This is a genomic window from Streptomyces sp. NRRL WC-3618, assembly GCF_001280005.1.
In the GTDB taxonomy this organism is placed as follows: Bacteria; Actinomycetota; Actinomycetes; order Streptomycetales; family Streptomycetaceae; genus Streptomyces.
In genome coordinates this window covers 1-22,785 of sequence record NZ_LGDW01000494.1, presented here as the reverse complement: position 1 = coordinate 22,785, position 22,785 = coordinate 1, and the positions used below count along the sequence as shown (strand labels likewise).

Below are 22,785 nucleotides of genomic sequence, written 5' to 3'. Positions count from 1 at the left end.
CATGGCCTGCGACCTGTGCGGCAGCGTTCTCCACACACCCGGCAGCCCGGCGGAAGGAGCAGGGATGCGGCTTTCCCGACTCGTGCCGTGCGCCGTGCTGGCCGTCTGCCTGACCACCTGCCTGACCGGCTGCGGCGAGGTGGACGGTGGCGTGCACGTCGAGGGCCCGGCGGCGACGACGATCCCCTGGACGGGGCCGGTGTACATGACGGACTGGTACGGCCGGGCCTGGCAGCGCCCCAAGGAGGTCTACGCGCACTGGCGCGTCTCCCTGACCAAGCTGACATGGCGGGACTGGGGCTCACCCCGGGCGCGGGCCACCGGAGTCGCCACGGACGACACCTGCCTGTCCGGCTGCCCCGACGGCGACGACCACCCGCCGAGCTTCCAGGTCAACGTCGTCTTCAGCGGCCTGGTCAAGCGCGGGAACGCGGCGTTCTACAGCCACGCGGCGCTCACCCCCGTACATCCCCCCGCGCCGTTCTGGATCGAAGGCAAGGACAATACGGACCTGGACGTACCGGATGCCTGAGCACGGCACAGGAGAGGACCGTCGGAGAGGGAACGCGATGGACGCCGGCCGGGACATCCTGCTGGTCGAGGACGACGAGCTGATCCGGGAGGCCACCCGGCTCACCCTGGAGCAGCGCGGCTACCGCGTCCGTACGGCGGCCGACGGCCTGACCGGGCTCGCCCTCTTCCGGGAACGTCATCCGGACGTGGCCGTTCTCGACATCATGCTGCCGGGCCTCAACGGGGTGAGTCTGGCCGGCCGTATCCGCGAGGAGTCGGGGGTGCCCGTGCTGCTGATCTCGGCCCGCAACGACCCGGTGGACGTGGTGATGGGCCTGGAGGCGGGCGCCGACGACTACGTCACCAAGCCCTTCGACGGCCCGGTCCTCGTGGCCCGCATACGGTCCCTGCTGCGCCGGGCGGCCCCCGCCGCACCCGCCGAGCAGCCGGCCCGGAGCACGCGCCTGCGCTTCGGGGACCTGGAGTTCTGCCCGGAGTCCCTGACCGCGACCCGGGACGGAAAGCCGCTCGCGCTGACCACGACCGAGCTGAAGCTGCTGAGCGAGTTCGCCGCCGCGCCGGGGACCGTGCTCTCCCGGGACCTGCTCCTGGAGCGGGTCTGGGACTACGCCTGGTCCGGTGACACCCGGGTGGTGGACGTCCACGTGCAGCGTCTGCGCGCCAAGGTCGGCCGGGAGCGGATCGAGACGGTGCGCGGCTTCGGCTACAAGCTGCGCCCATGAGACGACCAGCCATGAGACCGCCTGTTCTGAGTGTGGGCGCGAAGGTCGCGGTCGCCGTCGCCGTCGCGGCCCTGTGCGTGGCGGGGGCGATCGGCGTGCTGGTGCACCGGACCACCGCCGCCGGCCAGCTGGCCACCGCCCGCTCCGGCCTGGACCAGGAGTTGCTGAGCGCCGCCGCCGCCCACGCCGACGGACGCAGGTCGGACGCCAGGCTCGACCCCCCTGACCTGCCCGGCCCGGTGGCACGGGCCGTACGCGGCGACGTCCGGGTCACCTACCTCCAGCAGGGCGGCGACCACCCTGTCCTCTGGGCGGCGACCAGGATCTCGGACCGCAAGGTGCTGGCGATCCGCCGTTCGTACGCCCCTGATATGGACTCCCTGGCCGCACTCGACCGGACGCTGCTCGCCACGGGCGCAGCCGTCACCGTGCCGGTGTCGCTGGCCGGACTGCTGCTGGGGGTGCGGATGGGACGGCGGGCCACGGCCGCCGCGCGGACGGCGGAACGTATCGCCGACGGTGACCTCGACGCCCGGGTCCGTCCGCACGGCCAGGACGAGATCGCCCGGCTCGCCGCGTCCGTCAACACCATGGCGGACGCGCTCGGCGCCCGTCTGGAGGCCGAGCGCCGGGTGACCGCCGACATCGCGCACGAACTGCGCACGCCGGTCGCGGGGATGTCCGCCGCGGTCGGCCTGCTGCCGCCCGGCCGGGCGTCCGAGCTGGTGGCGGGCAGTGTGCGGAAGCTGCGCGGGCTGGTGGAGGACGTACTCGAAGTGGCCCGGATGGACTCCCACGCGGCGACGGTGGAGACCGAGGAGCGCGAGGTGAGCGCGATGACCCGGCGTGCGGTCGCCGGGCTCGACGGCGTACGGCTGACGGTCGTGGCGGACGCGGTCGTGGCCACCGACCCGCGCCGGGTCGAGAGGATCCTGGCCAACCTGGCCGCCAACGCCCTGCGGCACGGCGCCCCACCCGTGGAGGTGGAGGTCGACGGCCCCGTGATCCGGGTCCGCGACCACGGCCCCGGCTTCCCGGCCGACCTGCTCGCGGTGCTGCACATCTCCGGCCCGCAGCGCTTCCGTACGGGCTCCAGGACCGGCGGCACCGGCCTCGGCCTGACCATCGCGACCGGCCAGGCCCGCCTGCTCGGCGCCCGCCTGACCTTCCGCAACCGTCCGGAGGGGGGCGCGGAGTCGGAGCTGCGGCTGCCGACAGACAACCCGTTCACTCCGGCTCCATGACCGCGTAGTCAGCGAAGACCCGGCGGTAACGGGTGTGCCGGGTCTCCTGTGTGTGCCTGCGCTGCCACTCCTCGACGTCCCCCGGCCCCGGCCGCAACCCGGACTCCGCCCCGCACTCGGAGTCGTCGCCGGAGACGCAGCGCGCGGCGTACTCCGGGTAGGCGGTGGGGTCCTGGACGAGGGTGTACGCCACGTACCGGAAGACCCGTCGGGTCACGCGCCGTGCTCCGCCCGGTGGTGCCTGCGCATCAGGACGTCGGCGTCGGTCTCGGCGCTGGCGTCCGACGCGGCCCGAGCGGCCTGCCGCAGCCCGGCCACCTCGGCGCACGTCTCACAGTCGGCCACCGGCTGGGGCGGGCGGCCCAGGTCGACGTAGCCCCAAGTGGCCCGCCCTGCACGCTCGTTGGCCGCCCGCACCCCGGCGCTCAGCCGCTGCTCGCGCGTGGCCACGCGCAGTGACGCGGGGCTCGCCTGCCACTCCCGGCCACCACCGACGGGCCGCAGCAGCGCGTACGGCCCGACGGTGTCCCGGTACTCGCCGACTCTGTCCGTGACCGGGTCGTGGAGCAGCGTGCCGGGCTCGAAGGATGTCGTCGGCTCGGTTGTCATGGGGTGCCGTTCCTTTCATCCAACTCGTACAACTTCTATACGGAATGCGGTGTTTGTACTACTCTGCGTATTCGGGTGCAGAGTGAGCATGGCCCAGCCGCGATGCCAAAAGGCCGCTGACGAGCGGTTGTTCGGCGCGTGGAGGCGCAAATTCCATAAATTCCACGGGCAGGAGTGCGGTGCGATGCCGTCGAGAAGGGTGATCACGGGGCGCAGCCAGGAACCCAGGCGACGGTTCGCGGAGGAACTCCGGTTACTCCGCCAGGAGCGGGGCGAGAGCCTGCGGCAGCTGGCGGAGGCGCTGGGGTGGGACGCGTCCCTGTTCGGCAAGCTGGAGAGCGGGGCGACGCTGGGGAGCCCGGAGGTGGCTCAGGCGTTGGATCAGCATTATGGGACGCCTGGGTTGCTCCTTGCCTTGTGGGAGCTGGCGGTTGGGGATCCTACGCAGTTCAAGGAGCAGTACCGCCGGTACATGACATTGGAGAGCGAGGCGGTGAGCCTGTGGCACTACGCCGTGAGTGCGCCGCCAGGTCTGCTCCAGACGGACGGGTATGTGCGCGAAGCGCTCGCGGTGGGCTGGATCAAGAGTCAGGAGCTGGAGCAGCAGATCGAGGCGCGCGCGGGGCGACGGAAGCTGCTGGAGAGGGATGACGCACCCCCGTTCCGAGCCATCCTCTCCGAGGCGGTGCTGCGCACGGGGCTGCGCGATGCGAGAGCGTGGCGGGAGCAACTGGAGTTCCTAGTGGCGGCAGCGGAGCGCCCGAGGATCACCCTTCAAGTAGTGCCGTTCCGTGCAGGTCTGCACGGTCTGATGAACACCGCGGTGAAGTTCTTGCGACTGACGGACGGACGTACTGTGGCTTATACCGAGAACGACGTACGCGGTGAACTGATCGAAGAAACAAGCCAGGTTGAGGACCTTCAACGCGCATATGATGCGGTACGTGACTTGGCGCTGTCTCCGGCCGAGTCACGGACGTTCACATTGCGGATGTTGGAGGAAGTGCCGTGCGAGCCATCAATCTGAGCGGTGTGACGTGGCGCAAGAGCAGCTACAGCAACACGAGCGGCGGCGACTGCGTCGAGGTCTCCGACGACTTCCTCAGGGCCGCCGCCTGGCGCAAGAGCAGCTACAGCAACTCGGACGGCGGTAACTGCGTCGAGGTCTCCGACGACTTCCTCTGCGCCGCCGCCTGGCGTAAGAGCAGCTACAGCAACTCGGACGGCGGCCAGTGCGTCGAGTTCGCCGACAACCTCCCCGCCATCGTCCCCGTCCGGGACAGCAAGGACCCCGACCGTGGCGCCCTCGTCGTCGAGGCGGGCGCCTGGTCGGTGTTCGTCGGGGCGGTCAAGGGCGCCGGGCTTCGGTAGGGGCGCTCACCGGCCCCGGGAGAGTTTGTACAGCTCGGCCAAGACGCCGCCGGAGTCGAGGAGTTCCTCGAAGGTGCCCGACTCGGCGACACGGCCGCCGTCGAGGACGATGACGCGGTCGGCGATGCGGGCGTTGTCCAGGTTGTGGGTCACGAAGAGCGCGGCCTTGCCGACGGCGAGCTTCTTGAACCGGCTGATCACGAGGTGTTCGGCGCGCGGTTCCACGGCGGAGGCCGGCTCGTCGAGCATCAGCATGGTCGCGTCGCGGTAGAAGGCCCTGGCGACCGCGATGCGTTGCCACTGCCCGCCGGACAGGTCGGTGCCGCTCCAGTTCGAGCCGGCGACCAGGGTGTCCAGTCCGTACGGCGACCTGGCGATGACGCTGTCCGCGCCGGCCGAGCGGGCGGCGTCCAGGAGGAGTGCGTCGTCCTCGGTGCGGGGCTGGCCGAGGTGGATGTTGGCGCGCAGGTCCATGGGCCAGCGGGTGTAGTCCTGCGGCACCAGGCCGACCCGCGCCCACACGCTGTGCGGATCCGCCCCGGCGAGATCGACCCCGTCCCACGTCACCGTCCCGCTATACGCCGTACGCAGGCGGTGAACAGAGCGGACAGGGTGGAGAATACCCGCGAATAATCCTGAGAGAGAGCCGAAGCTCCGTTGTTCGCGAATTGACTAGCTGCCCGATCGCTTCAACGGAGCTTCGGTCTATCCACCTGCAAACTGCGAGTATTCTTTATTTAGCCGGCCAGGCTCGTCCATCCCGAGCATGCAACAGGTGTCGTGTCGCCCGCGCCGTCGACGGTGCACACCCGCATGCGGAATGCGGACCCGAGGGGTACGCCGCCCGGGATATTGAACTGGGTGGAGACGCCGTCACCGGCTACGTAATGGGTTCCGGGCCTCATGGTGACCCAGGAGCCATTGATTATGTCGGCTCCTTGCACCTGGGACCGGACGCCGTGCCCGTCAGCGCACGCGTCCCACAGGCGGAAAGTGTCGGTGCTGTCAACGAAGTAGAGAGTCGCTACTTCGTGAGGTCCGCCGATGGATCCACGGCAGTTGACGCTCGGATTGTTCAGCCTCGCAGCGTGGTCGGAAGCCCAGGCTGAGCCGCTGAAGCTAATCGCGACAACGGGAGCGGCCAGAGCGGCCGCGATTCGAGCCGTCCATTTGCTTGCCACGGTTTTCCCCCTTTGTTTTCGGTCATCTCAGAGCCAGTCGAATCGGCTCAAGGAATTTCTATCAGTGCAGCAGTGACGCCTGTCAAGGGTTTGCTGCGAACAAGATCAAAATTCGCACGAATCTGAGGTGAATCTGAGGTTCCGGAAAGCGGGGCATTCACAGTTCCAGCCTCGCGCCTTCATGAAGCAGGCTGTTCGGCACCCTACGACTGCTGCGCGCTCCTCTACCGGGATCCCGCGCCGGCACGCGCCGCGCACAGTCAGTCAGCGCACTATCTCGACGCCATCGACCGCGACGTCCACAACCCGACGGACCTGGCCCTCCACCTCAGCCGCCGCGCCCGCGGTCTGCCGTTCTGGTTCAGCCTGGCCGTCCAAGGCACCGACCGGTACACGCGTGCAGTGGAACAGACCCTCACCACTTGCCGACTGGTGGCCGAGGCCATACGCACCAGCGGCCATCTGCGCCTGATGACCGACCCCGAGCTGTCCGTCCTCCTCTTCGAGCGCCCCGGATGGAGTCCGCAGGACTACGCCTCCTGGTCCGCCCGAACCGCCGCCTCGGGCGCCACGCTGTGCGTGCCGACCAGTGGAAGGGCGCGACGGTTCTGCGCATGGCCTTCGTCAACCCCGACACCCGCGCCGAGGACGTCATCGACGTACTCCGCACGCTCCGCCAGTGGTGCGCCGCACATGCTGAGGGTAAGAGGTCGCGCGGACAGGGGGCAGCTCATGCCCGGTCTCCTCCTGGAAGCGCCGGGCGAAAGTGGGGGTGCTCATCGCCGCATGCGCGGCCAACTCGTCCAGCGGCAGCGGCAGTTCGAGCCGCTGCAGCGCCCAGTCGCGGGTCGGCCCGGTGCCGGTTCCGCTCGCCGGCGGCATCGGCCGCTCGATGTACTGCGCCTGCCCGCCGTCCCGATACGGCGGCACGACGCAGCAACGGGCGACATGGTTGGCCACCTCGCTGCCGTGGTCCTGGCGTACCAGGTGCAGGCAGACGTCGACACCGCTCGCCGCCCCCGCGGAGGTCACCACGTCACCGTGGTCGACGAATGGCACGCCGGCGTCGACCTCGACCCGGGGAAACAGCTCCTGGAAGTAGTCGTGAGCGCCCAGTGGGTGGTGGCCCGGCGCCCGTCCAGGAGACCGGCGGCGGCCAGCAGGAAGGCGCCGGTGCAGAGGGACACCAGACGGGTCCCGGGGCGGACGCGGGACAGGGCGGTGAGAGCCCGCGGGTCCAAGGTCGCGGCGTGAACGTTTGTGACGACCTATCAAGAGAGGGGGAACGCCGCGAGGTCGCCGGAGTGCCGGAGGAGATCGCCGTCGCGACGAAGCCGCAGCAGGCGCCCCGCCATGGTCACCGACGCGGTCGCCGCCGGCCTCGAGGCCCGCTGGTTCGCGGGCGAGGAGGTGTACTGCGGGCGCGAACTACGCCGGGGCGTACGGGCGCTGGGGCTCGGCCACACCGTTAAAGGCCCTGGAGGCATCAGGTGTGGCGCTACTGACGGTGACGGGGCGACACCTGCCGCGGCGGCAAAGTCAATGTGATCTGTCGAACGAACTGCTGGAAGCATGCCAGGGATGCGAGGGCGGGTAGGGCGGCTCCGGCGATACCGGTGAAGGTCCGGTCGGCCTGAGCCACGCACAGCATGATGGCGAGGGAGGAAAACAGCAGAACGATGAACCACGAATGCAAAGCTCGGCGCCGATGCAAGGCAGTTCGGAGGATGGAGAGAGACGCCACCATCCAGGGGCCGTACACGAGAAGAGGCCACTGAGGGATGATCCCGCTTTTCGTACCGGACGAGATGTTCTGCAGGGGCCCGTATGCCACCATGCCGCCGAAGACGCTGACCATCGCCACGATGACGGCAACGAATGCGACGATCACGAAGCTGCCGGTCTGTAACCACTTGGGTCGCAGTTTTCGGGCTTCGATCTTCCGATGCCCGGCAGAAGAGCGTCGGAAGGGCGGCAGCTGCGCGGTGATCTGCTCCTCGTCCTCCATCGGGCTGGTGAAGTTGACGCCGGATGGAGACTCGCTGCGAGGTGGCGGCACCATGGCCGCCTGCTCCGCCGGAACGGCCTCCTGCAAGAGATAGGCGAGTTCCTCAACGGGGTCCCAGCCCGGCTCGGGGGGTACCGAGGGAACCCCTGGGCGAAGGGCATCGACGGGGCTGCCCCGCCAATCAGTACCCCACGCATATGAGGATTCATATGAAGATGCGCCGGAATTAAATCCACGTCGCGCAAAGGAGGGATTCGCATAGTCGTAATTCACGTAAATCTGCCCCCGTCAGGCGCGGTCCGCGCGCCAGCCGGACTTTTCCTGGTCGTTCCACCGCTGATTGAGTTCCTGCTGGGCCGCCTCCAGCAGCGTGAGGAACTCGCGGAGCAGGGAGTCGGTGGCCTGGAGTTCAACCTGGGCACCGTCCCAGCGGAAGGTGCCAGACGGCTCGAGCGCCGGGTGTGCGAGACCATGCTCATAGGCGTATTTCCGCACTTCCACCTCACGGTTCGCAGGCAGTTCATCCTTCCATACGCGGCGATTGGGCAAGCCGTGGGACCTTGTTTTCGTCATGTCCCGCTAACGCTGCTCCCTCTCCTCCAGATGCGCGGCAAATGAGTGACTTCGGTGCACTATAAACGCCGAGGAAAGCGTTTCTTAATTAATGCCATCCTCGTTTCGATCCGCATGTTATGAGTCGTGCGGGTTATCTTTTCGGCGGTGTTCCCCGTTGAGGGACTGCCGTACGTCACCCTGCGACCGGGCGGTCAACGGAGCCTGGCTTCAGTGGGCGCCTCAGTAGACGAGTGCCTGCGCCCCGTCCGCCATCGCCTCCTGTACGAACACCTGCGCGCCGGCGATCCGTACGCCCTCGATGACGTCCTTCTCGGTGATGTCCCGCCGGGCCGCGCACTGTGTGCACAGCGTGAGCGTGCCCGCCGCGAGGACCGAGTCGATCAGGTCGGGCAGGGGCGCCGCGTGCGGCAGCTCGAACTCGGCGGCCCGGCCCGGCAGCGCGAACCACGCCGACTCCCCGGTCAGCCACAGGGACACCTCGACCCCGCTGGCCACGGCCACCGCCGCCACCGTGAACGCCTGGGAACATCGCTCGGGGGCGTCGGCCCCCGCGGTCACCTTGATCACGAGCTTCTTCGCCATGCGAGCAGCGTAGGCCAGAGCGCCGGAGCGGGCCCGGGGCTGGGACGGCGACCGTCGGACGGACGTGTCCGTATCGTGATCGTTTTCCTTGCAACCCAAGGTGTTGGCCATGGGTCTGCTGTGAGCGCGGGTCATGAGGTCCGCGCTTCGCGCGTTGGCGGGGATGATTCGGAAGTACCCGAAGTGCTCGATGTGTCCGAAATACTTGATGTGCTTGACGTGGCGGCTGACATACCCGTACGGCGGCGGCCTCGGTGGCGCACAGTGCTGCTCGTCGTCGGCGCCGCCGTGCTGGGCCTCGTCGCCGGGACCTGCGTCGGATACCTCGTGCAGGCCGATCGTGAGCCCACCCCGTTGCCCTCCCTCTCGCAGGCCACGGTCGCGCAGGCCGAGGGAGAGGGGCCGGAGGGCGCGGACCGACGGTGATCTGCGGAAGCTGCTGCTGGCAGCTGGCAGCTGCCAGCTGCTCGGCTAGGGGCGCCGGCTTCCGCCAGGGCCGCTGCCCGTCCGTCCCGACCTGAGCGAGAGCTCCGGGCCCCACCCGACTAGAGTGGGGCCCGGTCCCCGTACACAACCGGGCCCGCGCGCCCCACCCGATCGTCTCGTCCGAGGAGCACCCCGTGCTTGAGGCATTCTTCGAAGCCCTGCTTGTTCTGGTCGCCGTCGGCGTTCTCGCCTTCGCCGGTCTGACGGTCAAGAAGCTGTACCAGGGCCAGCGCTGACCCCCTTCTCCAGGAATCACAGGAACCGTCGCTCATGATCGAGATCCCGTCCGACCTCCACAAGGACCTCGTGCCCCTCGTCTTCCTGCTCGGAAACTGGGCAGGCGCGGGTGTGCACGACTTCCCCGGGTCCGAGAAGTGCAACTTCGGGCAGGAGGTCTCCTTCACGCATGACGGACGCGACTTCCTGGAGTACCACTCCCACTCGTGGGTGCTGGACGACGAGGGCAACAAGGTCAGGCCCCTGGAGTCGGAGTCCGGCTACTGGCGCATCGACGCCGACCGCAAGGTCGAGGTCGTCATGGTCCGCCAGGACGGTGTCGTCGAGGTCTGGTACGGCGAGCTGGCCGCCAAGAAGCCGCAGATCGACATCGTGACCGACGCCGTGGCGCGCACGGCGGCCTCGGGGCCGTACAGCGGCGGCAAGCGGCTGTACGGGTACGTGCACAGCGACCTGATGTGGGTCGGCGAGAAGCAGACCCCGGACGTCGAGCTGCGCCCGTACATGTCGGCGCAGCTGAAGAAGGTCGTCACCCCGGAGGACGTCGAGCGCTGGGCGAAGGCCCTGCCGGACGACATGCCGGACGACGGGATCGCTTTCTTCAAGTAGACCTAGACTCTGAGGTGTGGTGAGCACCGACTGGAAGAGTGATCTGCGGCAGCGCGGTTACCGGCTGACCCCGCAGCGCCAGCTTGTCCTCGAAGCCGTGGACACCCTTGAACACGCGAGCCCCGACGACATCCTCGTGGAAGTACGCAAGACGGCGTCGGGGGTCAACATCTCCACGGTCTACCGCACCCTGGAGCTGCTGGAGGAACTCGGGCTGGTCAGCCACGCCCACCTCGGGCACGGCGCGCCGACGTACCACCTCGCCGACCGCCACCACCACATCCATCTCGTCTGCCGCGACTGCGACAACGTGATCGAGACGGATGTCGCGGTCGCCTCGGAGTTCACCGCCAAGCTGCGCGAGACCTTCGGGTTCGAGACCGACATGAAGCACTTCGCGATCTTCGGGCGCTGCGAGGACTGCACACTGAAAGCAGCAGCCGTCAAGGGTTCAACTACCGACTCGTAGGCGTCGTCGTAGGCTTGTCCCCATGAAGAGCCCTCTGCTGTTTCTGCCCGGCGCCGTCCCCGCCGAGGGGGTGGACGAAGGCGTCGCCGCGCACTACGGCGAACTGTTCCGCGAACAGCGCGCCCTCGCCGAGGGCGTCGGCTTCGTCGACCTCTCCCACCGGGGCGTACTCACCGTCACCGGCGACGACCGGCTGAGCTGGCTGCACCTGCTGCTCACCCAGCACGTCAGCGACCTGCCCGTGGGCCAGGCCACCGAGGCGCTCGTGCTGTCCGCGCACGGCCACATCGAACACGCGCTGTACCTGGTCGACGACGGCACCACCACCTGGGCCCATGTGGAGCCGGGCACCCAGGAGGCGCTGATCGCCTACCTGGAGTCGATGAAGTTCTTCTACCGGGTCGAAGTCGCCGACCGGACGGACGAGTTCGCGGTCGTGCATCTGCCCGCGGGGGCCATCGCCGACGTACCGGCCGGTGTCGTCGTACGGGAGACGGCGTACGGGCGCGATCTGTTCCTTCCCCGGCCCGAGCTGGAGTCGTACGCCGAGAAGGCCGGGCCCGCGGCGGGGCTGCTGGCGTACGAGGCGCTGCGCGTCGAGCAGCATCGGCCGCGCCTCGGGTTCGAGACCGACCACCGGACCATCCCGCACGAGCTGGGCTGGATCGGCACGGCGGTGCACTTGCAGAAGGGCTGCTACCGGGGCCAGGAGACGGTCGCCCGGGTGCAGAACCTGGGCAAGCCGCCGCGTCGGCTCGTCTTCCTTCACCTCGACGGCAGCGAGGTCCACCTGCCGCCGTCCGGCACGGAACTCCGGCTCGCGGACGACGGGCCCGACGGACGGAAGATCGGGGTCATCACGACGTCCGTACGCCATCACGAGCTGGGGCCGGTCGCGCTCGCGCTGGTGAAGCGGAACGTGGCGGTGGACGCGCGGCTGCTCGCCGACACGACGGCGGCGGCACAGGAGGTCGTGGTCGAGCCGTAGTCGGCTTCTACATCCCCGATCCCCGTGGCTGCTACATCTCGACGAGGACGGTGAACGGTCCGTCGTTCGTCAGGGTCACCCGCATCTGGGCGCCGAAGCGGCCCGTCGCCACCGTCGCGCCCAGGGAACGGAGTTGGGCGACCACCTCGTCCACGAGCGGCTCGGCGACGTCGCCGGGGGCTGCCGCGTTCCAGGTCGGGCGGCGGCCCTTGCGGGCGTCGCCGTACAGGGTGAACTGGCTGATGACCAGCAGCGGGGCCTCGATGTCGGAGCACGACTTCTCGTCCGCCAGCATGCGAATCGACCATAGTTTGCGGGCCAGTTGGGCCGCCTTCTCCTTCGTGTCCTCGTGCGTGACCCCGACGAGGACGCACAGGCCCTCGCCGACGATCTCGCCGGTCACCTCACCGTCCACGACGACACTCGCGCCGTCCACCCTCTGCACCACCGCTCGCATACGCCCATCATGCCGTGCCGCCGATGCGGGGATTCTTTTTGATCCTTTAAGCCCCTGTCTGGGGCCGTTCGGGGGGACTCGGTCACGTAGCGGCCACTTGGGGTGGCACGATGCTCCCATTCGCCTGTCGAGGGGACGGTAGAGGCACATGAGCACACCGAGTACCGGGCGGCCTCATACGGCCGCCCGGCCGCCCGATCAGCGCACCGGCACTGACAGTACGGTCACTCCGGTCGCCGTTCCGGCTGACGCCATCGGTTCGCTGCTGGCCGCCGCTCCGCCGGGGTACGACCTCACCGTGCTGCGCCTGTCCGAGCTGCGCGTCCTGCGCCGGGACGCCCAGCGCGACGAGGCCGACCTCAGTTACGTACGGCGGCTGCTCCAAGGGCGCATCGACATCCTGCGGGCGGAGCTGGCGCGGCGCGGGCCCACGTCCGTGGTCGCGGTGGGGGAGGGGTCGGTCGTCGAGCGGCTGTCGGAGATCCTGACGGACGCCCCGGCGCGACAGCGGTCGTCGGCGCGGCACGTGACGCTGGGGACGCCGCACAGCGAGGAGTACGGGCGACTGGCGGCGGAGATGCTCGCCGAGGTCGAGCTGTCGGATCTCGACGCGCGTACGGACGTCGAGCTGACGGCGGCGATGGGGCGGCTGGTGGGGTACGAGCAGCGGGTGTCGCTGCGGCGACAGGGGTTGCAGCGGACGGCGGACGACTGCAGCGGCGAAATCGCGCGGCGGTACCGAGAGGGCGAGGCCCAGGTGGAAGACCTGCTGATCTGAGAACGCCCCGTCCTCGGGGGCGCTGCCCCGAACCCCCGCTCCTCGAACGCCGGAGGGGCTGAGTGGTTCAGCCCGTCCGGCGTTCGAGGACGAGGCCCCTTCAGGGCCGACAGCGGGGTCTGGGGCGGCAGCCCCAGAAGGACGGGACGGGTAAGGGCGGCGGGGGCGAGGAAAACCGCGCGACACCCCTCCCACCACCCCCCTAGCCTGACCCCATGACCCCCCGCGCCGACATCGACATACGCACCGTCACCGAGGACGGACTCCGGGAGTGGAGCCGCGCCCTGAGCACCGGGTTCCTCAGGTCGCCCGAAGTCACCGACAGGGAGCTCGCGGCGCGCCGCGACGGGTTCCTGCCCGGCCGGACCCTCGGAGCCTACGACGGCGAACGATGCGTCGCGACGTTCCGCTCGTTCCCGCAGGACCTGAGCGTCGGCGCAGGCACCACCGTCCCCGCCGACGCGATCTCGAACGTCACGGTCTCTCCCACCCACCGCCGCCGAGGCATCCTCACCCGCATGATGGCCCAGGACCTCGCCGCCGCGAAGGAACGCGGGGACGTCGTCGCCACACTGATCGCCGCCGAGTACCCGATCTACGGCCGGTACGGCTTCGGCCCCGCCACCTCGACCTCCGTGTGGACGATCGACGTACCGCGCACAGGCCTCGACCCCCGCTGGGCGGGCCCGGCGGACGGCGGCCGTATCGACCTCGTGGACGCGGAGGACGTACGGAAGCTGGGACCCGACCTGCACGCCCGGCTCGCGCGACAGCAGCCGGGTGCCGTCAGCCGTGACGAGCGCTGGTGGCAGGTCAACACCGGGCTGGTGCGGTTCGGGGAGTCGTGGGACGAGCCCTTCTACGCCGTGTACCGCTCGGCGGACGGTGAGGTCGAGGGGCTGGTGTCGTACGAGGCCGACGACAAGTGGGAGGCCAAGCAGCCGCACGACACCGCCGACGTGAACTGGCTGATCACGGCGACGCCGGCCGCCGAGCGCGCCCTGTGGCAGTACCTCTGCTCGATCGACTGGATCACGAAGGTCAAGACCGGCTGGCGCGCCCCGGACGACCTGCTCCCCTTCTTCCTGCCGGACCCGCGGGCGGCGAAGCTCGTCACGCACGCGGACTGGCTGTGGGTGCGGATCCTGGACGTCGTACGCGCTCTGGAGGCACGTCCGTACGACGGGGCGGGGGTGGCCGGCGGCATTCGCGGCCTCGTCCTGGAGGTCGTCGACGCGGACGGCTTCACCGGGGGACGCTACCGGCTCGAGGTGTCCGAGCAGGGCGTCGGCTGCTGTACGCCCGGTGTCCGTGACGCCGCCGAACTCACCCTGGACGTACGGGAGTTGGCGGCGCTGTGGCTCGGTGACGAGTCGGCGGTGCGGTTGGCGGCGCTGGGCCGGGTGCGGGAGGAACGAGCGGGCGCCGCCCGTGCGGCCGACGCCCTGCTGCGTACGTCCAGGCGTCCGTGGTGCCCGGACATCTTCTGAACCGACCTCTTTTCCGGTCGTGGCGGCTGCCGAGCTCCAGGCTCCCCTCCGGAGAAGAGTTCGTAGCCAACCTCTGGAAGATTTGACCATATTGCTGAAGTTGGTCACCAACTTCACTGTACTTATCTCCACTTGAAGGTGGTTCATAACCACCTTCACCCGAACTGCACAAAGATGGCGGGTAGTTGTAGGGTTTTGTTGTGGAGCCCCGGAGGTCGCACCGCGAGGTGGCCGACGCCCTGCGCACCCGGATCAGGTCCGGTGAGCTGCGGCCCGGCCAGCGCATGCCCACCCAGGCCGAGTTGGCGGAGGAGTTCGGCGTCGAGCGGGGTGCCGTACGGCAGGCGCTGCGCACCCTGCACACCGAGCGGCTGCTGACCGACGTCAGCAAGGGCAGCCCGGCGACGGTCGCCCCCGCTCCCGGCCCCGCGCCGGCCGGCCCCGCCGCCGCGCCGCTGCCCACCACCGTCGCCCTCGCGCCCCGTATCGAGGCGGCCTTCGCGGCACGGCACGTCACGATCGACGCCCTGTGTCTGACGTCCGTGTCGCTCACCCTCGCGGTCGGGGAGCCGCTGCGGCAGATTCACGCCGGACGGCTGGATCCGGCCAGGATCGACGTGCGGGTGCTGCTGCCGAGCCGTGACATCGACCTCGCGTTCCCGTCACCGGTGGAACAGGCGGACGGCTCCCCTGCGGGGGCCTCGGCCACCGGCCGGCTGCAGCGCCGCTGGCTGGCGCACCGCAACGCCCAGGGTCGGGTGCTGCGGCACAATCTGCTGGCCCTGCGCTCCACGCACGGTATCGACGTGCGCGTCTCCTTCCGGGCCCTGCCGTTCACGCCACCGGTGAAGCTGTACCTGCTCAACGAGTCGGAGGCGCTCTTCGCGTACTACACGCTGAAGAGGCGCGAGGCGGAGATCGACCACGAGCAGGTGGAGATGTACGACGCCGAGGGCGTCCGGTCGATGCTGTTCGCGTTCGAGCGGGGCGCCGGGCTGGGCGACACGACGTTCGTGGAGCAGTCGCATCTGTGGTTCAACGCGCTGTGGGAGACGATCAGTTCGGATCTGCTGCTCACCGACTGACGTCGTCACAGAGTGGGTCCCGTGACCAGCAGGGCGAGCACGACGGCTCCGATGGAGCTGATGGTCGCGTTTCTGGCCTTGATGCCTATGGTGAGCAGCAGCAGTCCGACGACGCCGGAGGTGCCGTACCGCCAGCTGACGAACTGCTGGAAGCCGCTGATGAAGACGGCGGCGAGGAGGGCGATGGCGGGCATGGTGGTTCCCCCTTCAAGCGTGCCAACTTTGACGAGTTGGCAACCAACTCTGCATGGGTTGTCCCCACTTGGCGGCTATCTATAAACAACTTTGAAACAACTCCACAAAGATGGATCGGAGTTGTAGCGTTTGGTCGTGACCCAGGAGAACGTGGCAGTGAACGGCAGCAGAAGACAGTCGCCCCAGGAGATCGCCACCGCCCTGCGTGACCGCATCCGCAACGGCGACCTGCGGCCCGGCGACCGGCTGCCCACTCAGGCCGAGCTGGCCGAGGAGTTCGGCGTCGAGCGGGGTGCCGTACGGGAGGCGCTGCGCATCCTGCACGCCGAGGGGCTGCTGGCGAACGTCAGCAAGGGCAGCCCGCCGCGGGTCGCCGAGATGGCCCCGCCCCGGGAGGCGCCCCAGCCGACGATGGTGGGGCTGGCGCCGCGTCTGACGGAGGCGTTCTCGGTCCCGCACGTCCGGGTCGACGCGGCGTGTCTCACCGCGGAGACCCTGATGGTGGCCGTCGGGGAACCGGTGCGGCTGATCCACGAGGGCCGCATCCGCCCCAAGTCGATCGACGTACGCATCCTGCTGCCGTCCCGGGACATCACGCTGGCGTTCCCGGTCCCCGTCGAGGGCCGCAGCGAGGCCGACCCGGTCCACCAGCGCTGGCTGACCCAGCGCAACGCCCAGGGCCACGTACTGCGGCACAACCTGCTGTCCCTGCGCTCGTCCCACGGCATCGACGTGCGGGTGACGTTCAGGGCGCTGCCGTTCACCCCGCCGGTGAAGCTGTACCTGCTCAACGAGACGGAAGCGCTGATCGCGTACTACATGATCGCCCGCCGTGAGGAGCTGCTGGAGAGCGGGACGCTCGACATGTACGACACCCTGGGGGCCGAGTCGCTGCTGTTCCCGTTCGCCAAGGGCGCGGGTGAGCGGGACACGGCGTTCGTCGAGCAATCCCAGAAGTGGTTCGACGCCCTCTGGGAAACCATCACGACGGACCTGACACTCTCCTAGTGACCTCTGACACGACCTCTGACACGACACAGACCGAACTGGCGACCGAGGACGACTCCGTGACCGACGACCTGCGGGAAGCGGTCGCCCGCGCCCGCGTCGTGCTCTGGGACTTCGACGGACCCATCTGCGCCCTGTTCGCGGGCCACTCGGCGCAACGCGTGGCGATCGACCTCGTCGAGTGGCTCGAAGGCCAAGGCCTGCACGGTCTGTTGACGGAGGAGGAACGCGAATCCCTGGATCCGCATGTGGTGCTGCGCGCCGTCGACCGCCGGCATCCGGGGAGCGACCTGGTGGACGAGCTGGAGAGACGTCTCACCCAGGAGGAACTCCGGGCGACGGAACGGGCGATGCCCACCCCGTACGCCGACCCGCTGATCCGCACCTGGACGGCGGTGGGCTCCCGGCTCGCGGTCGCCACGAACAACTCCCCGCTGGTGGTCCGCCAGTATCTGGCGAGCCGTGGTCTGGCCTCGTGCTTCGCCCCGCACATCTACGGCCGCACGCGGGAGCTGAGCCGTCTCAAGCCCCACCCGCACTGTCTCAACCAGGCCCTGAACGCGATGGGGGCGGCGCCGTCGTCCGCGCTCATGATCGGCGACACCCCGTCGGACCACCTCGCCGCGCGGGAGGCGGGTGTTCCGTTCCTCGGCTACGCGCGCAACGAACACAAGGAGAAGCTGCTGCGGGACGCGGGCGCCGAAGTGGTCGTGGGCTCACTGGAGCCCGTACTGAGGCTGCTGCGCGGTCAGGCCTGAGTCATCAGCAGGGGGCCCTCGACGTCCTGGGCCTGGGCGCCACGCTGACGCACCACGTACAGGACGGCGACCCCAACTCGCCGGGTTCCACCTTCGTCGAGAGCATGCAGAACTGGTTCGACTCGGTCTGGAACCTCCTGTCGGAGTAGCCCGGGGCGGTTAGTATCATGCCCGCACCGTATGAGCAACAGCTCGTGCGCATGCGTATGGATGGCGAACAGGCCAACCTCGGCGACCTGACCCAGCAGAGTGGCAGACCACCCGTCGTGTCCGCTCCGTTGCCCCTCCGGTCGTGCGGCGTCAGACCTGTCACCAGCGTTTTTGCCGCGCCATCCATCGTCGCGCGAGTCCCGGAGCAGCCAGTGGGCGCACCCCTTGTTTCCCGTTCCACGGCAGGGGAACGCGTCGGCGGCGGTTCGCCGGACATCGTCGAGGCGTTCGTGGCACGCGCCGAGCTGCGGGGCGAGGCGAGCAACGGTCACCACAACCAGAACTACGTCCTGCCGTTGACGCGGGACCTGGCGCGGAAGGTGGGCCTGGCGGCCGGGACGCCGGTCACTGTCCGGATCCGGCGGGAGACCGCGCTTCCCGTGGTGATCCGTACCTGGCGGGACGAGTCGCGCATCCTCGACGCCGTGCACGGCGTTCTGCCGCATGTGCCGGAGTGCCTGCTGAAGGGCGACGGGTTCACCATCCACAGCTATGTGGAAGGCGTACCGCTCTCCAGCGTCTGCGGAAACGGCAAGCCCGTCGACACCCTCCTCATGAAGGCGCTGGTCGACCTGCTGGCCCAGATGACCCAGGTGCGCCGAAGGGCGCTGCCGCCCCTGCCCGAGGTCTGGCCCCGCAACCACACGGACAGTCAGGGCTTTCTGCGGGCGCTCACCCAGCTGGCCGACCGCCAGATCCGCCGACGCAACTGGCCCGTGTTCGGTGGCCTGTTCAAGGCACTCGGCATTCCGGAGGACGCCCTCACCCGGTGGGCCGAACGGGTCCCGGCCATGACACGGCGGCCCTACAGCCTGCTCCACGCGGACCTGCACCGGGACAACCTGATCGTTTCCTACGACGGCGACCCACCCCTCGTCTGCGTCGACTGGGAACTGGCGACCTACGGCGACCCCCTGCACGACCTGGCGACGCATCTCGTGCGGATGCAGTACCCCGACCACCAGTGGAACGACGTGATCGACGCCTGGGCGGAGGCGATGGAGCGGGTCCGCCCCGCCGCCGTCAGGGGCCTGGCCAAGGATCTGCGCCACTACGTCGACTTCGAGCGGGCGCAGTCCGTCTTCCCGGACGTCATGCGGGCCGCGCAGTCCCTGGAGGACACGTTCGACCAGAAGAGCCTGGACGAGGCGACGGCGACGGTGCGCGGGGCCCTGGTGGCGGCGGCGCCGCCGCTCGGGCTCCGTAACGTACCGGGCGCGGACGAGATCGAACGGATCCTCTTCCGCTGGCAGGCGTCCCGGGAGGACGGGAAGAGGCGCGGCCGAGGCTGGGGGGCGGTCGACATCCGCTGGACGCCGGACGAACGGGTCCTGGAACACCCCGAGTTCTCCCGCGCCGATGTGCACCGGGCCCTGCTCGCGGAGGGCGCGGCACCGGCGAACCGCGTCTTCAAGGGGACCGCGCACCTGAACTCGGTGGTCTGGCTCGGGGGCGTCGACTTTCCGGTGGTGGTCCGGCGCCATGTGCCGAAGGCCTGTCGGCGTGAGCCCAGCTTTCTCAGCGAGCACGCGGTGCTCCAGGCCATCGACGAGTCGTCCGTCGCGGTGGCGGCGCCGAGGGTCCTCGCCCTGGGCAGCGGCTACCGCAACGAACGCTTCGCCGTCCACACGTACGCGGGCCGACGGGACATCGACCAACCGCCGAGCCATCCGGTGAACGGCCTGTTGCCGCACGAGGCGGACGCGCTCGTCGACCAACTCCGCGCGCTGACGGACGTGGACTACACCGCACTCGACCCGGCGGCAGGCGAGGGCGACTTCTATGGCTGGCTGAGCGAGCAACTCGTCATCCTGGTAAAGGAGTTGCCCAGAGAGTCGCAGCAGCTGGCCAGGGTTCTCGGGCTGCCCGACGCCGACCGGCTGCGGCAGATCCTGGGCCGGCACGTGGTGCACGAACGCGCTCCGGCGCTGCTGCACGGTGACCTGAACCCGTGGAACCTCGTCCGGCGCGACGACCCCCTGGTGCTGACCATCATCGACTGGGAGATGGCGGTCGTCGGCGACCCGCTCTACGACCTGGTGCGGCACATGCACCTCACACCGACCCGGTCGGAGATCCGGGACCGTATGTTCCGGCGGTGGGAGAGCCTGCTGTCCCCGCGCTACACCGACAACTGGCGGCAGGACTGGCGCGTGTACCGGAACATCGAGGTCGTCCGGTCCGCCTACATCGACCTGGACCGGCTGGTCACCGGCGCCGGCCTGGACGCCCCCAACGTCCGCCGGGCGGTCGACTCGTACGCGATGACGCTGGCTTCGGCCACGGCCGCGCTGGGCCTGCCCGCCCGCTCCACCGAGAACCCGTATCTGGCGCTCGCGTTGAGGTAGCCGTCGGGCGACAGTCGGCGGCCGGGCGGGCCGTGCGCGGTGGCCGGGTCCGTGCGGGCCCGGCGAGTGCGTACCCTCGCTCCCATGGCAGGAACCGGACTGCGCGAGCGCAAGAAGCAGCAGACGTACCAACACGTGTCCGACATCGCGATCACCCTTTTCCTCGAGAAGGGCTTCGACGCGGTCTCCGTCGCGGAGATCGCCGCGGCGGCCGGGATCTCCAAGCCGACGCTGTTCCGGTACTTCCCGGCCAAGGAGGACCTGGTCCTGCACCGCTTCGCGGACCACGAGGACGAGGCGGCGCGGGTGGTACGTGCGGCTGGTGCGGGGGTGTCCCCGGTGGACGCGCTGCGCCGGCACTTCCTCGACGGGCTGAGCCGCGAGGACCCGGTCACCGGTCTCAACGCGGCCCCCGGGGTGCTCGCCTTCCACCGTCTCCTCTACGGCACCCCGTCGCTGGTCGCGCGGGCGTACGAGTACCAGCAGCGCTCGGAGGCGGTCCTCGCCGTCGCCCTCGGTGACACCCTCGCGGCCCGGCTCGCGGCGGGCCAGATCATCGCCGTCCAGCGGATCCTCGCCCAGGAGAACTGGCGGCGGATCGCGGCCGGGGAGGCGGTGGAGGCGGTGCGGGAGGACGCGGTCGCGGCGGCGGAGGAGGCGTTCGGGCAGTTGGAGGCGGGGCTGCCGTGGCTGCGGTCGCGCGATGTGGGCAACGCGACCGGGTAAAATATTTAACTCGGTTACGTTATCTGGGTAGGCTGGCCGGATGACGTCACCGCTCCGTGATTCCCTCCACCGCGAACGCGCCCATCACGACATCTGCCGCGCCGCCCTCGCCGCGATGATCGACGGCGCCCGGGAACACGTCGTCACCGGCGAGGACGTCTCCGCCTCCGGCGCCGACGCGGAAGTGCTCGGGTACCAGCTCCGCAGCAAGGCGAAGGCGCTGGGTGAGCTGCCCGAGGGGCCCCTGTTCTTCGGCCGGCTGGACTTCGACGCCGGTGACCGGGGCGGCGAGCACCGCGGCGCCAGCTATCACATCGGGCGCCTGCGGATCAGCGAGCACCCGACCCGCCCGCCCCTCGTCGTGGACTGGCGCGCCCCCGTCTCCCGGGCCTTCTATCAGGCGAGCGCCCGCGACCCGCAGGGCGTGGCCGTACGACGCCGGTTCGGCTGGGCGCCCGGCAGCACCGGCGACTCCGCCGACCTGACCGGCCTGGAGGACGAGCACCTGGACGAGGAGACGGGGGAAGCAGGCGCGGGGGAAGGGGAGTTGGCAGGCGGCGCGGACGGCCTGGTCGCCCGGGAGATCGCGCGCCCCCGGGTCGGGCCCATGCGGGACATCGCGGCGACGATCCAGCCCGAACAGGACGACCTCGTACGGGCCGGCCTCGGCGTCTCCGTGTGCGTGCAGGGAGCCCCGGGCACCGGCAAGACAGCCGTAGGGCTGCACCGGGCGGCGTACCTCCTCTACACCCACCCCGGGCGCGTCCAGCGCGGCGGCCTGTTGATCCTCGGCCCCAACCGCACGTTCCTCTCGTACATCTCGGAGGTCCTGCCCGCCCTCGGCGAGACGGGCGTCCGGCAGTCGACGGTCACGGACGAGATCGCGGCCCATCCGGTGCGCGCGGAGGACGACGAACGGGCCGCCCTCGTCAAGCACGACGCGCGGATGGCCGAGGTGCTGCGCCGGGCGCTGTACGCCCGCGTGGCGACGGCAGAGCACGCCAACTCCCTCGGCCCCCTTGAGGTGCCGGACGATTCGTACCGCTGGCGGATCTCCGCGCCGGAGCTGGCGCGGATCGTGGCCGGCGTACGGGCCGAGGAACCGCCGTACGCCGTGGGCCGCGAGCGCGTACGGACGCGCGTCGTGAACCGCGTCCAACGGGAGGCGGAACGGCGGGCGGGGCCGCAACCGAACGCCTGGGTACGGCGGATCGAGCGGGCGCGGCCGGTCGGGGCGTACGTCGAGGCGGTGTGGCCCCGGGTGCGTCCGGAGGAGGTGCTGGCCGAACTCCTGGGAGACGCCGGGGCGTTGGGGCGGGCGGCCGAGGGGCTGCTGACGGCGGACGAGCAGCGGGCGGTGTGCTGGGCGCGTCCGCCACGCTCGTGGAAGTCGGCGCGCTGGTCGGCCGCCGATCTGGTCCTCCTCGACGAGGTCGCCGGGCTGATCGAGCACCCCGAGGGATACGGCCATGTCGTGATCGACGAGGCCCAGGACCTCTCCCCGATGGAGTGCCGGGCCATCGCGCGCCGGGTGCCCTACGGCTCGGTGACGGTCCTGGGCGACCTGGCCCAGGGCACCACACCGTGGGCGGCACGGGAGTGGGGGCCCCTGCTCGCCCACCTGGGCAAACCCGACGCCACGGTGATTCCGCTGACCGTCGGGTTCCGGGTGCCGAAGACGGTCGTCGCCTTCGCCAACCGGCTGCTGGCCCGCCTGGACGTACCGGTGCCACCGGCCCGATCCCTGCGCGGCGACGGGGAGTTGAGGGTCGTGGAGGCGACCGACATCGCCGGGGAGGTGGTGGCCGCGGTGCGCCGGGCGCTCGCCGGGGAGGGGTCGGTGGGGGTCGTGGCGGCGGACGCCGAGGTGGCCGGGGTGCGTGAGGTGCTGGATGCTGCGGGAGTGACGGTGAGCGGAGGGCGGGTCGCGGTACTGCCGGCGACGGCGGTGAAGGGGCTGGAGTGGGACCACGTGGTCGTGGTGGAGCCGACGGCGATCGTGGAGGCGGAGGGGGCGACCGGGCGAGGCCTGCACCGGCTGTACGTGGTGCTGACACGGGCGGTGTCACGACTCGAGGTCGTGCATGGGCGGGGGTTGCCGTTCTGACGGGGGG

Annotated in this window: 25 protein-coding genes and 3 pseudogenes; 19 read left to right on the top strand and 9 right to left on the bottom strand. The window is 69.9% G+C overall.

The features are described from left to right. Positions 1-64: 64 nt before the first annotated feature. Genes ADL01_RS40210 through ADL01_RS40200 form a run of 3 tightly spaced genes read left to right on the top strand, consistent with a single transcriptional unit; the run spans position 65 to position 2,500 of the window. Positions 65-532 carry a hypothetical protein gene (locus tag ADL01_RS40210; protein ID WP_053747049.1) on the top strand — a complete coding sequence of 156 codons (468 nt, stop codon included), beginning with the start codon at positions 65-67 and terminating at the stop codon, positions 530-532. A gap of 37 nt (positions 533-569) precedes the next feature. After that, the gene (gene cseB, locus ADL01_RS40205) at positions 570-1,256 is read left to right on the top strand and encodes a two-component system response regulator CseB (RefSeq protein WP_053747048.1); all 687 of its coding nucleotides are present in this window, start codon (positions 570-572) and stop codon (positions 1,254-1,256) included. An 11-nt stretch (positions 1,257-1,267) separates the two neighbouring features. Next, positions 1,268-2,500, top strand: coding sequence for a sensor histidine kinase (locus ADL01_RS40200; RefSeq protein WP_078961062.1), 1,233 nt, complete (start codon positions 1,268-1,270; stop codon positions 2,498-2,500). Here ADL01_RS40200 and ADL01_RS40195 read toward each other — a convergent pair. Further along, positions 2,484-2,717: a hypothetical protein gene (locus ADL01_RS40195; protein WP_053747047.1), complete on the bottom strand. Its 234-nt coding sequence runs from the start codon at positions 2,715-2,717 to the stop codon at positions 2,484-2,486. The two genes, ADL01_RS40200 and ADL01_RS40195, sit on opposite strands and share 17 nt — an antisense overlap. Next, complete coding sequence (locus ADL01_RS40190) at positions 2,714-3,109, bottom strand: hypothetical protein (protein WP_053747046.1); 396 nt, start codon at positions 3,107-3,109, stop codon at positions 2,714-2,716. Before ADL01_RS40190 ends, ADL01_RS40195 begins: the two co-directional genes overlap by 4 nt. Positions 3,110-3,293: 184 nt before the next feature. Here ADL01_RS40190 and ADL01_RS40185 point away from each other — a divergent pair, with 184 nt between their 5' ends. Both ADL01_RS40185 and ADL01_RS40180 read left to right on the top strand, forming a co-directional pair. Further along, positions 3,294-4,136, top strand: a complete 843-nt coding sequence (locus ADL01_RS40185; protein WP_053747045.1) for a helix-turn-helix domain-containing protein — start codon at positions 3,294-3,296, stop codon at positions 4,134-4,136. Next, positions 4,118-4,480: a DUF397 domain-containing protein gene (locus ADL01_RS40180; protein WP_053747044.1), complete on the top strand. Its 363-nt coding sequence runs from the start codon at positions 4,118-4,120 to the stop codon at positions 4,478-4,480. The genes ADL01_RS40185 and ADL01_RS40180 overlap by 19 nt, the downstream gene beginning before the upstream one ends. 6 nt (positions 4,481-4,486) lie before the next feature. On the opposite strand, the gene ADL01_RS40175 is transcribed toward ADL01_RS40180, so the two are convergent. Continuing rightward, positions 4,487-5,071 carry an ATP-binding cassette domain-containing protein gene (locus tag ADL01_RS40175; protein WP_267889971.1) on the bottom strand — a complete coding sequence of 195 codons (585 nt, stop codon included), beginning with the start codon at positions 5,069-5,071 and terminating at the stop codon, positions 4,487-4,489. An 848-nt stretch (positions 5,072-5,919) separates the two neighbouring features. Here ADL01_RS40175 and ADL01_RS47090 point away from each other — a divergent pair. Then, positions 5,920-6,105, top strand: a pseudogene (locus tag ADL01_RS47090) (aspartate aminotransferase family protein); the annotation flags it as partial. Positions 6,106-6,396: 291 nt separating this feature from the next. On the opposite strand, the pseudogene ADL01_RS40165 reads toward ADL01_RS47090, so the two are convergent. Next, positions 6,397-6,902, bottom strand: a pseudogene (locus tag ADL01_RS40165) (DJ-1/PfpI family protein); the annotation flags it as partial. A 39-nt stretch (positions 6,903-6,941) separates the two neighbouring features. On the opposite strand from ADL01_RS40165, the pseudogene ADL01_RS47990 reads away from it, so the two are divergent. After that, positions 6,942-7,131, top strand: a pseudogene (locus ADL01_RS47990) (IS701 family transposase); the annotation flags it as partial. Positions 7,132-7,159: 28 nt separating this feature from the next. On the opposite strand, the gene ADL01_RS40160 reads toward ADL01_RS47990, so the two are convergent. The 3 genes from ADL01_RS40160 to ADL01_RS40150 form a co-directional block, all read right to left on the bottom strand. Continuing rightward, complete coding sequence (locus ADL01_RS40160) at positions 7,160-7,756, bottom strand: hypothetical protein (protein ID WP_420719791.1); 597 nt, start codon at positions 7,754-7,756, stop codon at positions 7,160-7,162. 201 nt (positions 7,757-7,957) lie between these two features. After that, the gene (locus ADL01_RS40155; RefSeq protein WP_159049763.1) at positions 7,958-8,218 is read right to left on the bottom strand and encodes a hypothetical protein; all 261 of its coding nucleotides are present in this window, start codon (positions 8,216-8,218) and stop codon (positions 7,958-7,960) included. Positions 8,219-8,464: 246 nt separating this feature from the next. After that, entirely contained in the window at positions 8,465-8,827 is a 363-nt protein-coding gene (locus tag ADL01_RS40150; protein WP_053747058.1) for a DsrE family protein, read from the bottom strand. Positions 8,828-9,046: 219 nt separating this feature from the next. On the opposite strand from ADL01_RS40150, the gene ADL01_RS44380 reads away from it, so the two are divergent. From ADL01_RS44380 to ADL01_RS40135, 4 genes are all read left to right on the top strand, one after another. Next, the gene (locus tag ADL01_RS44380; RefSeq protein WP_324614657.1) at positions 9,047-9,253 is read left to right on the top strand and encodes a hypothetical protein; all 207 of its coding nucleotides are present in this window, start codon (positions 9,047-9,049) and stop codon (positions 9,251-9,253) included. 330 nt (positions 9,254-9,583) lie between these two features. Then, positions 9,584-10,159 (top strand): FABP family protein, encoded by a 576-nt coding sequence (locus ADL01_RS40145; RefSeq protein WP_053747039.1) that lies wholly within the window; start codon positions 9,584-9,586, stop codon positions 10,157-10,159. Positions 10,160-10,175: 16 nt separating this feature from the next. Next, positions 10,176-10,628, top strand: coding sequence for a Fur family transcriptional regulator (locus tag ADL01_RS40140; protein WP_053747038.1), 453 nt, complete (start codon positions 10,176-10,178; stop codon positions 10,626-10,628). 22 nt (positions 10,629-10,650) lie between these two features. Next, a complete protein-coding gene (locus tag ADL01_RS40135; RefSeq protein ID WP_053747037.1) occupies positions 10,651-11,616 on the top strand; it encodes a YgfZ/GcvT domain-containing protein in 966 nt (321 codons plus the stop codon). A gap of 31 nt (positions 11,617-11,647) precedes the next feature. Here ADL01_RS40135 and dtd read toward each other — a convergent pair whose 3' ends face one another. Further along, on the bottom strand, positions 11,648-12,073 hold the full coding sequence (gene dtd, locus ADL01_RS40130) for a D-aminoacyl-tRNA deacylase (RefSeq protein ID WP_053747036.1): 426 nt from the start codon (positions 12,071-12,073) through the stop codon (positions 11,648-11,650). A gap of 148 nt (positions 12,074-12,221) precedes the next feature. Between dtd and ADL01_RS40125 the strand changes: the two genes are divergently transcribed. From ADL01_RS40125 to ADL01_RS40115, 3 genes are all read left to right on the top strand, one after another. After that, positions 12,222-12,851: a hypothetical protein gene (locus ADL01_RS40125; RefSeq protein WP_053747035.1), complete on the top strand. Its 630-nt coding sequence runs from the start codon at positions 12,222-12,224 to the stop codon at positions 12,849-12,851. A 215-nt stretch (positions 12,852-13,066) separates the two neighbouring features. Next, on the top strand, positions 13,067-14,341 hold the full coding sequence (locus ADL01_RS40120) for a GNAT family N-acetyltransferase (protein WP_053747034.1): 1,275 nt from the start codon (positions 13,067-13,069) through the stop codon (positions 14,339-14,341). A 200-nt stretch (positions 14,342-14,541) separates the two neighbouring features. Next, a complete protein-coding gene (locus ADL01_RS40115) occupies positions 14,542-15,426 on the top strand; it encodes a winged helix-turn-helix domain-containing protein (RefSeq protein WP_078961059.1) in 885 nt (294 codons plus the stop codon). 5 nt (positions 15,427-15,431) lie between these two features. On the opposite strand, the gene ADL01_RS40110 is transcribed toward ADL01_RS40115, so the two are convergent. Then, complete coding sequence (locus tag ADL01_RS40110; RefSeq protein ID WP_053747032.1) at positions 15,432-15,620, bottom strand: hypothetical protein; 189 nt, start codon at positions 15,618-15,620, stop codon at positions 15,432-15,434. 130 nt (positions 15,621-15,750) lie between these two features. On the opposite strand from ADL01_RS40110, the gene ADL01_RS40105 reads away from it, so the two are divergent. The 5 genes from ADL01_RS40105 (at position 15,751) to ADL01_RS40085 (ending at position 22,778) form a co-directional block, all read left to right on the top strand. Continuing rightward, positions 15,751-16,629 (top strand): GntR family transcriptional regulator, encoded by an 879-nt coding sequence (locus ADL01_RS40105; protein ID WP_053747031.1) that lies wholly within the window; start codon positions 15,751-15,753, stop codon positions 16,627-16,629. Further along, positions 16,629-17,387: an HAD family hydrolase gene (locus ADL01_RS40100; protein WP_234354967.1), complete on the top strand. Its 759-nt coding sequence runs from the start codon at positions 16,629-16,631 to the stop codon at positions 17,385-17,387. Before ADL01_RS40105 ends, ADL01_RS40100 begins: the two co-directional genes overlap by 1 nt. A 362-nt stretch (positions 17,388-17,749) precedes the next feature. After that, positions 17,750-19,945 (top strand): aminoglycoside phosphotransferase family protein, encoded by a 2,196-nt coding sequence (locus ADL01_RS40095; RefSeq protein WP_053747030.1) that lies wholly within the window; start codon positions 17,750-17,752, stop codon positions 19,943-19,945. An 84-nt stretch (positions 19,946-20,029) separates the two neighbouring features. Then, positions 20,030-20,671 (top strand): TetR family transcriptional regulator, encoded by a 642-nt coding sequence (locus tag ADL01_RS40090; protein ID WP_053747029.1) that lies wholly within the window; start codon positions 20,030-20,032, stop codon positions 20,669-20,671. A gap of 40 nt (positions 20,672-20,711) precedes the next feature. Then, positions 20,712-22,778 (top strand): HelD family protein, encoded by a 2,067-nt coding sequence (locus ADL01_RS40085; protein WP_053747028.1) that lies wholly within the window; start codon positions 20,712-20,714, stop codon positions 22,776-22,778. The last annotated feature ends 7 nt before the right edge of the window (positions 22,779-22,785 follow it).

Coding starts and splice junctions, on each gene's coding strand:
- ADL01_RS40200 (WP_078961062.1), top strand. CDS start 1,268: ATGAGACCGCCTGTTCTGAGTGTGGGCGCGAAGGTCGCGGTCGCCGTC.
- ADL01_RS40090 (WP_053747029.1), top strand. CDS start 20,030: ATGGCAGGAACCGGACTGCGCGAGCGCAAGAAGCAGCAGACGTACCAA.
- ADL01_RS40190 (WP_053747046.1), bottom strand. CDS start 3,109: ATGACAACCGAGCCGACGACATCCTTCGAGCCCGGCACGCTGCTCCAC.
- ADL01_RS40185 (WP_053747045.1), top strand. CDS start 3,294: ATGCCGTCGAGAAGGGTGATCACGGGGCGCAGCCAGGAACCCAGGCGA.
- ADL01_RS40085 (WP_053747028.1), top strand. CDS start 20,712: ATGACGTCACCGCTCCGTGATTCCCTCCACCGCGAACGCGCCCATCAC.
- ADL01_RS40120 (WP_053747034.1), top strand. CDS start 13,067: ATGACCCCCCGCGCCGACATCGACATACGCACCGTCACCGAGGACGGA.
- ADL01_RS40125 (WP_053747035.1), top strand. CDS start 12,222: ATGAGCACACCGAGTACCGGGCGGCCTCATACGGCCGCCCGGCCGCCC.
- dtd (WP_053747036.1), bottom strand. CDS start 12,073: ATGCGAGCGGTGGTGCAGAGGGTGGACGGCGCGAGTGTCGTCGTGGAC.
- ADL01_RS40150 (WP_053747058.1), bottom strand. CDS start 8,827: ATGGCGAAGAAGCTCGTGATCAAGGTGACCGCGGGGGCCGACGCCCCC.
- cseB (WP_053747048.1), top strand. CDS start 570: ATGGACGCCGGCCGGGACATCCTGCTGGTCGAGGACGACGAGCTGATC.
- ADL01_RS40210 (WP_053747049.1), top strand. CDS start 65: ATGCGGCTTTCCCGACTCGTGCCGTGCGCCGTGCTGGCCGTCTGCCTG.
- ADL01_RS40110 (WP_053747032.1), bottom strand. CDS start 15,620: ATGCCCGCCATCGCCCTCCTCGCCGCCGTCTTCATCAGCGGCTTCCAG.
- ADL01_RS40145 (WP_053747039.1), top strand. CDS start 9,584: ATGATCGAGATCCCGTCCGACCTCCACAAGGACCTCGTGCCCCTCGTC.
- ADL01_RS40135 (WP_053747037.1), top strand. CDS start 10,651: ATGAAGAGCCCTCTGCTGTTTCTGCCCGGCGCCGTCCCCGCCGAGGGG.